At 64.9% G+C, this 8,416-nt stretch carries 12 protein-coding genes and 1 pseudogene; 7 read left to right on the top strand and 6 right to left on the bottom strand.

All coding sequences use genetic code 11. From position 1 onward, the window contains the following. Nucleotides 1-798 (top strand): annotated as a pseudogene (locus ACM9HJ_RS28720) (IS3 family transposase); the annotation flags it as partial. Here ACM9HJ_RS28720 and ACM9HJ_RS28715 read toward each other — a convergent pair. Then, a complete protein-coding gene (locus ACM9HJ_RS28715) occupies nucleotides 770-973 on the bottom strand; it encodes a transposase (protein WP_416575233.1) in 204 nt (67 codons plus the stop codon). The pseudogene ACM9HJ_RS28720 and the gene ACM9HJ_RS28715 overlap by 29 nt on opposite strands. A 339-nt stretch (nucleotides 974-1,312) precedes the next feature. Between ACM9HJ_RS28715 and ACM9HJ_RS28710 the strand changes: the two genes are divergently transcribed. From ACM9HJ_RS28710 to ACM9HJ_RS28695, 4 genes are all read left to right on the top strand, one after another. Next, on the top strand, nucleotides 1,313-2,056 hold the full coding sequence (locus ACM9HJ_RS28710; protein WP_416575228.1) for a DUF4198 domain-containing protein: 744 nt from the start codon (nucleotides 1,313-1,315) through the stop codon (nucleotides 2,054-2,056). 181 nt (nucleotides 2,057-2,237) lie between these two features. Further along, nucleotides 2,238-2,618 carry a hypothetical protein gene (locus ACM9HJ_RS28705; RefSeq protein ID WP_416575227.1) on the top strand — a complete coding sequence of 127 codons (381 nt, stop codon included), beginning with the start codon at nucleotides 2,238-2,240 and terminating at the stop codon, nucleotides 2,616-2,618. A gap of 105 nt (nucleotides 2,619-2,723) precedes the next feature. Further along, a complete protein-coding gene (locus ACM9HJ_RS28700) occupies nucleotides 2,724-3,377 on the top strand; it encodes a HupE/UreJ family protein (protein ID WP_416575232.1) in 654 nt (217 codons plus the stop codon). 14 nt (nucleotides 3,378-3,391) lie between these two features. Continuing rightward, nucleotides 3,392-3,991 carry a hypothetical protein gene (locus ACM9HJ_RS28695; RefSeq protein ID WP_416575226.1) on the top strand — a complete coding sequence of 200 codons (600 nt, stop codon included), beginning with the start codon at nucleotides 3,392-3,394 and terminating at the stop codon, nucleotides 3,989-3,991. Between the two features lie 203 nt (nucleotides 3,992-4,194). Here the strand turns inward: ACM9HJ_RS28695 and ACM9HJ_RS28690 are convergent, their stop codons facing one another. From ACM9HJ_RS28690 to ACM9HJ_RS28675, 4 genes are all read right to left on the bottom strand, one after another. Then, nucleotides 4,195-4,605 (bottom strand): hypothetical protein, encoded by a 411-nt coding sequence (locus tag ACM9HJ_RS28690; protein ID WP_416575225.1) that lies wholly within the window; start codon nucleotides 4,603-4,605, stop codon nucleotides 4,195-4,197. Nucleotides 4,606-4,680: 75 nt separating this feature from the next. Further along, complete coding sequence (locus ACM9HJ_RS28685) at nucleotides 4,681-4,947, bottom strand: hypothetical protein (RefSeq protein ID WP_416575224.1); 267 nt, start codon at nucleotides 4,945-4,947, stop codon at nucleotides 4,681-4,683. 15 nt (nucleotides 4,948-4,962) lie between these two features. Beyond that, nucleotides 4,963-5,619: a HupE/UreJ family protein gene (locus tag ACM9HJ_RS28680; protein WP_416575231.1), complete on the bottom strand. Its 657-nt coding sequence runs from the start codon at nucleotides 5,617-5,619 to the stop codon at nucleotides 4,963-4,965. Nucleotides 5,620-5,756: 137 nt separating this feature from the next. Continuing rightward, nucleotides 5,757-6,125 carry a hypothetical protein gene (locus ACM9HJ_RS28675; protein ID WP_416575223.1) on the bottom strand — a complete coding sequence of 123 codons (369 nt, stop codon included), beginning with the start codon at nucleotides 6,123-6,125 and terminating at the stop codon, nucleotides 5,757-5,759. Between the two features lie 219 nt (nucleotides 6,126-6,344). Here ACM9HJ_RS28675 and ACM9HJ_RS28670 point away from each other — a divergent pair, with 219 nt between their 5' ends. Beyond that, on the top strand, nucleotides 6,345-7,526 hold the full coding sequence (locus ACM9HJ_RS28670; protein WP_416575222.1) for an MFS transporter: 1,182 nt from the start codon (nucleotides 6,345-6,347) through the stop codon (nucleotides 7,524-7,526). After that, complete coding sequence (locus ACM9HJ_RS28665) at nucleotides 7,519-7,956, top strand: YqaA family protein (RefSeq protein ID WP_416575221.1); 438 nt, start codon at nucleotides 7,519-7,521, stop codon at nucleotides 7,954-7,956. Before ACM9HJ_RS28670 ends, ACM9HJ_RS28665 begins: the two co-directional genes overlap by 8 nt. 178 nt (nucleotides 7,957-8,134) lie before the next feature. Here ACM9HJ_RS28665 and ACM9HJ_RS28660 read toward each other — a convergent pair whose 3' ends face one another. Further along, nucleotides 8,135-8,401, bottom strand: a complete 267-nt coding sequence (locus ACM9HJ_RS28660) for a metal-sensing transcriptional repressor (protein ID WP_416575220.1) — start codon at nucleotides 8,399-8,401, stop codon at nucleotides 8,135-8,137. Nucleotides 8,402-8,416 lie beyond the last annotated feature (15 nt).

Genomic DNA, 8,416 nt, shown 5'->3' with positions numbered 1-8,416 from the left:
ACCAAACCAGAGGACTCCACTCATAAACGGTGACAATCAGGGGAGCAGGTCAGAGCGGGTGCGGGAGCTGGAGCGCCAGCTCGGCCGCAAGGTGCTGGAGGCGGAGATCCTGCGCGACGCGCTGGAAAAGTCGCGCTCAAAAAAACCGATCTTGCTCGGGCGGTCGCCGCTGAAGGGCGGTTCGCGGTGAAGGCGGTGGCTGAAACCCTTGGGGTGGCCCGGTCGAACCTGGTCGATCGGCTGGCCGGCCGGACCCGGCCGCGCGGTCGCTACCACAAGGCCGATGACGCGGTGATCGTGCCGATGATCACCGCCCTGGTGACGGCCCGGCCGACCTATGGCTATCGCCGGATCACGGCGCTGCTGAACCGGCAGTTGCGGGAAACGGGGGCAGCGCCGGTGAACCACAAGCGGGTCTATCGCATCATGCAGGCCAACAATCTGCTGCTGGCCCGCAAATATGAGGAGCGGCCCGACCTGGTGCATGACGGCAAGGTGATCGTCATGCGCTCGAACCTGCGCTGGTGCTCGGACGGGTTCGAGTTCACCTGCTGGAACGGCGACATCATCCGCGGTGCGTTCATCATCGATGCCCATGACCGGGAGATCATCGCCTGGCGGGCCTTCGTCAAAACCCTGAAGCGCGACTATGTGCATGTCACGCCACTGCCGGATGCCGAAACCGTCCTTGGACGGATCGGCAAATGGATCGATGATTACAACAATAACCACCCGCATTCCGGCCTCAAAATGCGCTCGCCCCGCGAGTTCATAAGGGCCTATCGTGAAACCGCCTGACTGTCCGGCCAAATGGGGGCCAGTTCAGGCTCTCATGGACCCCAAACCGCTGGGCAACCTCCTTGACCACGATGCCCGGCCTGAACGCCGCCTCCACCAGCCGGACCTTCTCCGCGTCCGACCACAGCCGACGCCGCTCCGTACCCGTCAAAACCTCCAGCCGCTGATAAGCCATCACGTTTGCCACTCGTTTGCGTCCCCGCTATCGCGCTTACGCAAAGACCCCCAGCTATCCCTCAAACAACGCAAGGCGGCTCACACCGGACGCCTACTTTGTAGCACGCATCCCTTCGGAAACGGCCGCGGCCACAATGGCGGCACAGGTTTGTCTGCAAAGAAATCCGATGCGGGCAGCGCCGCCGCGGGAGGCGGCGCATCCTGCTGTTTGGGATGCGCATACAAGCGATGATTCCGCCAGGGAAGCAGAAAAGGCCATGCAGCGCGCCTTATCGCCCGTAGGCTCAAGCGATAAAAATCAAACAAGCTGAAACCTTCAGACGAACAGGAACGGGTCATGAAAGCCATCCACATTGCGACCGCGCTGACGGTCGGTGTCGCCGGCATCGCCGGTGCCTTCTCCGCCCAGGCACACGGTATCTGGTTCGCCCAGCGCGCCACCCAGACGGCGCTGATCTATGGTGTCGGCGCCGACGATCTGGACATGGTCAAGCGTCTGCCGCTCATGACCGGCACCTATGGCTATGATGCCGACTGGCAGCCGGTGGCCACCAGCCTGCGCGCCGCCGGCCCCATCGTGGTGGTGGACAGCGAGGCGCCGACCGTGGCCGTTGCCGCCGTCATGGACAATGGCACCTGGTCGCGTACACCCGACGGCAAGTGGCACAAGGCCGGCCGTGACACGGTGCCAAATGCCGTGGTGGCGGAAAAAACCATGAAATACGCCGTCTATCTGACCGGCGTGCCCAATACTCCTGTGCCAGTGCTGCCCGAACAGGTGCTGCAGGTCGTGCCGGTGGAAAAGGCCATCCCGCAGAAGCTGGGCGAAAAGCTGCGGCTGCGCGTGCTGTTCAACGGCAAGCCGGTCAAGGGCGCCGCCGTGCAGCATGATTATGTCAACGACCCGGACCAGGTGCCGGTGAAGACCGATGCCAATGGCATCGCCACCATCAAGATCCGCAACCAGGGCCTGAATGTCGTGGCGGCAACCTTCAAGGGGCCGGCGGATGATCCCAAGAAGGTCGATCATATCGAATATCGCGCCACCCTGTCCTTCGTGCTGCCGCACGCGCCGGAGTGATGCCACCGGTCAAAATATTTTGACCGGTGGTACGGCGGCGACTGCCGCCGCGGCACCTCCTGGTGCCGTAAGCCAAGCCCACGGATGTGGGCGCCGGCGTTTGAGGGGCGTGGACGCCCGGCCATCGGTCGGTCTTCCAGGTCGCGGGTATAAGTTTGGCCCCCTGAAGCAGGAGATGATGATGAAGAACCCCATGATCCGCGCCGCCCTGGTCCTGTCGCTGGCCCTGTCACCGGTGGCCGCCTTCGCCCATGGCAACACCACGCCCCAGCATGGCGGCATCGTGCAGATGACCGGCGAGACGCTGGTGGAACTGGTGGCCGGCCCCGATGCCGCCAGCATCTTTGTCAGTGAAGAGGATGAGCCGGTGGCCAGTGCCGACCTGACGGCGACGCTGACCGTCATGGACGCTGCCGGCAAGCGGCAGGTCGAGCTGGTGCCCGTCGCCGGCAACCGTTTCGATGCGCCCGGCCTGAAGCTGGCGTCGGGCGCCAAGGTGGCTGTGCTGCTGGTCAACAAGGCCAGCCAGGGACGTTCCATCCTGGCCTTCACGGTGAAGTGAGGACAGGCGATGATGCGGCTTCCCCCCTTGCCAAATGTCATCGGGGGCGGCCGCGCCGTCCCCCTTCTCGTGGCCCTGCTGCCCTGGCTGGCCATCCTGGCGCTGATGCTGTTCGCCCCCGACCATGCCATGGCCCATGGCGTGTCGGAGGATGACCGGTCCTTCATTGAGGATGCCCAGGGCGTCCATGTCATCCCCTATATCTATCTGGGGGCCAAGCATATGGTCACCGGGTACGACCATCTGCTGTTCCTGGTGGGGGTTATCTTCTTCCTCTACCGGCTGCGCGACGTGGCGTCCTATGTCACGCTGTTCGCGGTGGGCCATTCCACGACCCTGCTGCTGGGCGTGCTGGCCGATATAAGGGCCGACGCCTATATCATCGACGCCATTATCGGCCTGTCCGTGGTTTACAAGGCGCTGGACAATCTGGGCGCCTATCAGCGCTGGTTCGGCTTCCAGCCCAATACCAAGGCGGCCGTGCTGATCTTCGGCTTCTTCCACGGGTTCGGCCTGGCGACCAAGCTGCAGGAATTGTCGCTGTCGCCCGGCGGGCTGCTGCCCAATCTGGTCAGCTTCAATGTCGGGGTGGAGATCGGGCAGTTCATGGCGTTGTGCCTGATCCTGATCGCCATGAACCTGTGGCGGACCACGCGCAGCTTCGACCGTTCCGTCCTTGTCGCCAATGCCGCCCTGATGGCCGCCGGTTTCACGCTGGTCGGGTACCAGCTTGCCGGTTACGCCACGCAATCCGCCTGATGCGGGAGAATGACATGAGCTATGCTTCCATGACGCCCTATCAGGCGTCGCCGCGTGCCCTGGCCGGTGCCGGGCTGGGGGCGGTGGCTGCCGCCGCCCTGGTGCTGACCCTGTTCGTGCTGCCCGCCGAATATGGCATCGATCCGACAGGGGCCGGCGGCGCCCTGGGCCTGACGAAGCTGGCCGGCGGGACGGAGAAGGCAGAACCCGTGGCGGCTGCTCCCGTCGCCATGGCCGTGTCGGGGACGCCGACCCAGGCGGAGATCGTCAAGACCACCCCCCTGCGCAGCGACCGCCAGGAACTGGTGCTGGTCCCGCATTCGGGGGCCGAGGTGAAGGCCCATATGGGCCAGGGCGACCATCTGATCTTCCGCTGGCAGGCCAGTGGCGGGCAGGTCCGCTTCGACATGCATGGCGAACCGCCCAATGCCAAGGAAGGCGAGTTCTCCAGCTATTGGAAGGGCAAGGACCTGGACAGCGCGCAGGGCGCTTTCACGGCCCCCTTCACCGGCACCCATGGCTGGTATTTCCGCAATCGCGGGGAGACGCCGGTGACGGTGGTGGTGGAGACCCAGGGCTTCTACCAGGACCTCTATCTGCCGTCCGTGCAGTAATACCAGATACCGGTGAGTTGCACTCACCGGTATCTGGTTCGGCGGCGACTGCCGCCGCGCCGCACGTGCGGCGTAGCCAAGCCAACGGATGTTGGCGCCGGCGACTGAGGTCGGTGATCGGTTGCGATCACCGAGACGTGGTATAATGCGTCTCGTGATAGGAGGCCCCGGCATGCAGCAGAATGCCGGGGCCTTTTTCATGATCACATGACGCGCTTGAACTTGGTGAAGTCGCCGGTGGCGCGCACGGTGATGGTGACGTCCTTGTCGCCACGGTTGCGCCAGAACCAGCCATGGTTGCCGTCGAAGACGGCGACGATCTCGCCCTCGCCACTGGCGGCCCCACGGCCCTTCTCATAGGAATGGACCTTGTCGGGGGCGGCGAAGGATTCGCCATGGGTGTCGAAATTCACCACTCCGCCCTCGGCCTTCCAGGAGAACTGGAGCTTGGCGCCCGCCTTCATCTCCGCCTTGACCTCGGCCCCCTTGCCGGGGGCCAGCGTCAGGGTCATCTCGTCACCATGCTCCTCCTCGCCATGCATATGGTCGGCATGGGCCAGGACGGTGACGGGCAACAGGCACAGGCTGGCGGCGATCAGAAACGGCTTCAGCATTGGTCTATTCCTTCATGTGGGTTAGGACGCGCCGGGCCTATGGCATGCCGGCGCGTCGGGTTGGTTATCTGTGGATCACTGACCGGAGGCGGGCTGCGGTGCCGCCTGTTCCCGGTCGGCCTTGGCGTCGGCTTCGGCTTCCGCCGCAAGCTCGGCCTTGATCTCCCCCATCTCGGTCAGGCCCAGGGCCTTGCCGATGCCGGTGGAGTCGATGGCGTATTCCGACGGCAGCACCACGGTGACCAGCAGGACGATCGCGGTGACCAGGGCGATGGCGGTGGAGCGCAGAAGCTGCCCTGAGCTTGGCAGTTCGGCCTGGGTGGGGATGTCGGTATTGTACATGGTCCTCTATCCTTCTCAGGATGCGACGGCCCAGCCGGTCAGCTGATACCCGATCAGCATGAATCCGGCGGACATCATTGCGACATTGGCGGTATAGGCATGGCGCCAGAAACTGGCCGTACGGCGCCAATAGCCCATGGCGATCAGGATGGCGCCGAGCGCCAGCAGCTGGCCGATCTCGACCCCGAGATTGAAGGCCAGCAGGTTGGGGATCAGCCCGTCCGGCGACACGTCATACTCGCGGATCTTGGTGGCCAGACCCAGCCCGTGGAACAGGCCGAAGACCAGCGTCGCCGCCTTGGTGTTGGGCTGGAAGCCGAACCAGCGCTGATAGGCGCCCAGATTGTCCAGCGCCTTGTAGACCACGGACAGGCCGATGATGGCATCGATCAGATAGCCGTTGACGCTGGTATCGAACAGGACGCCCAGCAGCATCGTGGTCGAATGGCCCAGGGCGAACAGGCTGACATAAATGCCGATATGGCGCAGGCGGTAGAGGAAGAAGATGACGCCGAACAGGAACAGGATGTGGTCGTACCCGGTCACCATGTGCTTGGCGCCCAGATAGATGAAGGGCAGGAGATGCACACCCGTGATCTCCTGGATATAGCCCTTGTCACCCTGCGTCACGGCATGGGCCAGCGCGTCGGTAGTGCCGAAGATCAGCGCCATGCCCAGCAACGCAAGCAACAGGGTTCGCGGCCGCGGGACGACATCAGGCCGCCCGGCCTTCGATGGAAGCCCGTTCATGGGTTTAGGTTCCGTTGTCTATGGAATGCAGGCGGTCGCGCAGGAGTGCGCGGCCATGGTCATGCGGACAGGACGGAACGGGGCGGGCGGTCCAGAGAATAAAGCGGCGAGGTGTAGGCGGGTGCCGCACCCCCTGCCAGCCAGTCGGTGCGGAACATGACGGGGGCGACACTGTTGGGAGGCGCCACGCCGGTCATGGTCACATGGGAATGGTCGCCGGCATTGTGGCTGTGGGTGTGTGCCGCGGCATGGTCGTCCCAGACCTCGAAGCCATCCTCGTCATGCCAATGGCCGTGATGTTCGACCTCGGCAATGGCCACGCCGGGCAGATGGGCGGCACTGCCATGATGGGCCAGCGACAGGATACCCGTTGCCATCGCCAGAAAGGCAATGAGCCGCAAGGCCTTGAGCAAGGGGTGTCTCGTCATCTTGTTGCCACCGGTGCGTACACAGGGAACGTCCAAGCCGGGATGGCCATCATCCCGTGGGGCAGGGATAGCCCAACAGGGGCGGAAGGGTCAACCGATGCCCGAAGCCCCGGCCGGCGGGTCATGGGAGGGATGAGTCGAGGGTGCGTTGCACTATCCCCTCCAGGGGGATAGCATTTAATCCCGACCCCAGGCCCGTCGCCCGACAGGGAAGCGTCCATGCTCCAGATTCTTCAGGACCGAACCTATCGCCACCTGTTCCTGGCCCAGATCATCGCCCTGATCGGCACGGGTCTGGCCACGGTGGCGCTGGGGCTGCTGGCCTATGATCTGGCGGGTGCCGATGCGGGTGCGGTGCTGGGCACGGCGCTGGCCATCAAGATGCTGGCCTATGTCGGGGTGGCACCGGTGGCCGGTGCCTTCGCCGAACGCCTGCCCCGGCGGACCGTGCTGGTCTGCCTGGATCTGGTGCGGGCGGCGGTGGCGGCGCTGCTGCCCTTCGTGACGGAGGTCTGGCAGGTCTATGTGCTGATCTTCGTGCTGCAATCGGCCTCGGCCGGTTTCACGCCCACCTTCCAGGCGACAATCCCCGACGTACTGCCGGATGAGAGGGATTATACGTGCGCCCTGTCCCTGTCGCGGCTGGCCTATGATCTGGAAAGCCTGGTCAGCCCGATGCTGGCGGCGGCACTGTTGACCCTCATCAGCTTCCATGACCTGTTCGCTGGCACGGTGGTGGGGTTCCTGGCCTCGGCCACCCTGGTCGTCTCCGTCACGCTGCCCAGCCCGAAGCCGGCGGAAAGGCGCGGCATCTATGACCGCACGACGCGGGGCCTGCGTCTCTATCTGGCCACGCCGCGACTGCGCGGGCTGCTGGCGCTGAGCCTGGCGGTCGCGGCGGCGGGGTCGATGGTGATCGTCAACAGCGTGGTGCTGGTACAGGCCCATTTCGGTCTGGACCAACGGGCAACGGCCTGGGCGCTGGCGGCGTTCGGCGGCGGGTCGATGGTGGCGGCCCTGGCGCTGCCCCGGCTGCTGGAGGCGACGCCCGACCGCAAGGCCATGCTGGGCGGCTGTGCCGTGCTGGTGGCGGGGCTGTTCGCCGGGGCGGTCGTTCCCGCCTATGGGGTGCTGCTACCGCTCTGGTTCGTGCTGGGGCTGGGCTATTCCCTGGCGCAGACGCCGTCGGGCCGGCTGCTGCGCCGCTCGGCACAGCCGGAGGATCGGCCCTCCCTGTTCGCGGCACAGTTCGCACTGTCCCATGCCTGCTGGCTGGTGACCTATCCGTTGGCCGGCTGGTTGGGTGCGAAGGCGGGGCTGATGCCCACCTTTATTGCCCTGGGCCTGATCGCGGCGGTGGCGGTGCTGGCGGCGATGCGCCTATGGTCCGCCGATGATTGATCCGGGTGCCTATGCCGGCCTGTTCCTTGCGGCACTGATCGCCGCCACCATCCTGCCGGCGCAGTCGGAGGCGGTGCTGGTCGGGTTGCTGATGACCGGTGATTATTCCCCCTGGCTGCTGGTGCTGGTGGCCAGCCTGGGCAATATCCTGGGTTCCGTCCTGAACTGGCTGTTGGGCCGGGGGATCGAGCGGTTCCGGGACCGGAGATGGTTTCCGGTCAAGGCAGCGGCCCTGGAACGGGCGCAGGGCTGGTACCGGCGTTACGGCAAATGGTCGCTGCTGCTGAGCTGGGCGCCGGTGATCGGCGATCCGCTGACGGTCGCCGCCGGGGTGATGCGGGAACCGTTTCCCGTGTTCCTTTCCATCGTGACCGCCGCCAAGGTCGGGCGTTATCTTGTCCTGGCGGCGATCACGATGGGGATGGTGTGACGGTTAGAGTGTGATCGGTTTAAATGGAATCATTCAAACCGTGAATCACACGACAAACCAAAAGCCTAGAGTCCGTCAGGCGCTCATAGAAGCGCCTGACGGACTCTAGGGCTGTCCGACCCGATGTGTCAGCCGGTACGGCGCCGGCACCCGGCAGGGTCTTGGTATCGGCAAGCCGTCAAAGGTACTTGGTGATCTCCGCAATGCCGGCCAGCCGCTCACGCGCCTCCCTGGGCAGCGGTCCCGTGGCCTCTTCCAGGTGATGTTCGATATGATGCAGGACCAGGACGGTCTTGGCCTTGTCCACGGCCTTAAGCACGGCCTGCAGCTGCTGGGCGACGACCAGCGCATCGCGGCCCTCCTCGACCATCTCGACGATCTTGGACAGGTGCCCCTGCGCCCTTTTCAGGCGGTTCAGGATATCGGGGTTGTTCGCATGGCTCATTTCGATCAAATATCC

This window comes from Niveispirillum sp. KHB5.9 (assembly GCF_048066115.1).
Classification (GTDB): Bacteria; Pseudomonadota; Alphaproteobacteria; order Azospirillales; family Azospirillaceae; genus Niveispirillum.
The sequence above is the reverse complement of the archived record's forward strand: the minus strand, read 5'-3'. Positions and strand labels throughout refer to the sequence as shown.